Here is a 1,919-nt window from a genome sequence, read left to right as displayed (position 1 = left end):
CCCGCTCGCGCGCTCACATTTAGCGCCGTAGCGGGCGGTCGGCGGTGCGGTGGTCATCGGGTTTTCGGTAGGGTCGGGTTGCTGAGCCAACCTGAACCGAGGAATGCCCCCGATGACCAAACCCATGATGGACCTCCGTGCGCTGGTGGAGAAGAGTGCTGATGCGGACCTGCTGCGCGAGATGGTCGACCCATGCGGTCGACGCTTCGCGGCCGAGCGGCTGATGGAGCTCGAGGTGGGCGCCAAGACTGGCGCTGACTATGACTATGACTATGACTATGACTATGGCTATGGCTATGGCTATGGCTATGGCTATGGCTATGGCGAGAAGAGCAGCGAGCGCCTGGCGCAGCGCAACGGCTATCGCGACAGGGCCTGGCAGACGCGTGCCGGAAGCCTGGAACTGCGCATTCCCCGACTGCGCACCGGCTCGTATTTCCCCTCCTTCCTCGAGCCGCGCCGCTCGGTCGAGAGTGAGGCGGATCAGCGAGCCTTCCAGTGGAAGGATCGCCCGCCGAACGCTGACGGCGCTCGCCATTGTCTCTCGGACCAATGGCGTTCCAATGGCTCGCTCCAGGAAGCCTATGTCCAGGGCGTCTCGACCCGCGCGATGGACGACCTCGTGCAGGCCATGGGCGGGACCGGGATCTCCAGGAGCCAGGTCAGCCGGCTCTGCGAGGATGAGCCGGACCAGAAAACGATCCGGGGGATCGTTTTCCCGGCGAATGACGAGCGGGTCGACGCCTTCCTAACGCGGCCGATCGAGGGCGAATGGCCTTCGGCGGGCGGTCCTTCCACTGGAAGGCCCGCTGATCCGCCTCAGCTCATGGATCGACGCCACCTACCTCAAGGTCCGCCAGGGCGGGCGCATCGTGTCCGTCGCCGTCACCATCGCCGTCGGCGTGAACACGGATGGCCCACGTGAAGTCCTGGGCATGGCCATTGGGGCCTCGGAAGCGTTCGGGCGATGGCCCTCGCCTTTCTGGACCGAGTTGCCTCACGCGACCTCGTGCGCCGCGGGCTCTCCGGCGTGAAGCTGGTGGTCAGCGACGCGCACGAGGGCATCAAGACCGCCACGGCCCGGGTGCTGTCCACCACATGGCGGCGCTGCCGGGTCCATTTCCAGCGCAATGCCCTGGCGCATGCCGGCAAGAACAGCCGCAGGGTGGTTTCCGCCTTCATCGCCACGGCCTTCGCTCAGCCGGATCACGCGGCGGCCAAGGCGCAGTGGCGGCTCGTTGCCGACCAGATGCGGCACAAGCTGCCGAAACTGGCCACGCTCATGGACACGGCTGAGGAGGATGTGCTGGCCTACATGACCTTTCCCGCCCAGCACCGCGCCAAGTTACATTCCACGAATCCGATCGAGCGTCTTAACGGTGAAATCAAGCGGCGCACCGACGTGGTCGGGATCTTTCCGAACGAGGCATCGATCCGACGCCTGGTCGGCGCGATCCTGATGGAGCAGACCGAGGAATGGACCGTCCAGCGCGGCCGATACCTGACGCTGGAAACCCTCGCTCCGGTCTGCGTGTTTCGGGGAATTGATCCACCGGATCAATTCCTGATCCTCAACACTCTCACCGTCAGCCTGCCTGCCGCGCAGCGCGACTGACAGCTCGACCCGCTTCCGAGCACGAGGCCCGCGGTCAGCTACACAATCAGATGGGACGTCATCGGATCTGGCAAATGAGCGACGCAGGTTCGGCTACCGGCGGCTCTTCGTGCTCTTGCGGCGTGAAGGCGAGGCGTCGGGGATCAATCGCATCTACCGGCTCTACCGCGAGGAAGGGTTAACCGTCCGCAAAGGCAAAGCGCGGCGCAAGGCCATGGGCACAAGGGCTCCGATCCTGGTGGAGGCGCGGGCCAATGCGCGCTGGTCGCTGGACTTCGTCCATGACCAGTTCGCCTGCGGACGA

The 1,919-nt window shown here is 65.2% G+C and carries 3 protein-coding genes and 1 pseudogene; all 4 read left to right on the top strand.

Annotation, left to right across the window (positions count from 1 at the left end; genetic code table 11):
- The first annotated feature begins 103 nt into the window (after positions 1–103).
- Positions 104–925, top strand: a complete 822-nt coding sequence (locus tag C5F48_RS26625; protein WP_502525986.1) for a transposase — start codon at positions 104–106, stop codon at positions 923–925.
- A complete protein-coding gene (locus C5F48_RS26620; protein WP_502525985.1) occupies positions 873–1,034 on the top strand; it encodes a transposase in 162 nt (53 codons plus the stop codon). Before C5F48_RS26625 ends, C5F48_RS26620 begins: the two co-directional genes overlap by 53 nt.
- Positions 968–1,615 carry a transposase gene (locus C5F48_RS26615; protein WP_502525984.1) on the top strand — a complete coding sequence of 216 codons (648 nt, stop codon included), beginning with the start codon at positions 968–970 and terminating at the stop codon, positions 1,613–1,615. The genes C5F48_RS26620 and C5F48_RS26615 overlap by 67 nt, the downstream gene beginning before the upstream one ends.
- 64 nt (positions 1,616–1,679) lie before the next feature.
- Positions 1,680–1,919 (top strand): annotated as a pseudogene (locus C5F48_RS23415) (IS3 family transposase); the annotation flags it as partial.

Source organism: Cereibacter changlensis JA139, from assembly GCF_003034985.1.
In the GTDB taxonomy this organism is placed as follows: domain Bacteria; phylum Pseudomonadota; class Alphaproteobacteria; order Rhodobacterales; family Rhodobacteraceae; genus Cereibacter; species Cereibacter changlensis.
The sequence above is the reverse complement of the archived record's forward strand: the minus strand, read 5'-3'. Positions and strand labels throughout refer to the sequence as shown.

Coding starts and splice junctions, on each gene's coding strand:
- C5F48_RS26625 (WP_502525986.1), top strand. CDS start 104: ATGCCCCCGATGACCAAACCCATGATGGACCTCCGTGCGCTGGTGGAG.
- C5F48_RS26615 (WP_502525984.1), top strand. CDS start 968: ATGGCCCTCGCCTTTCTGGACCGAGTTGCCTCACGCGACCTCGTGCGC.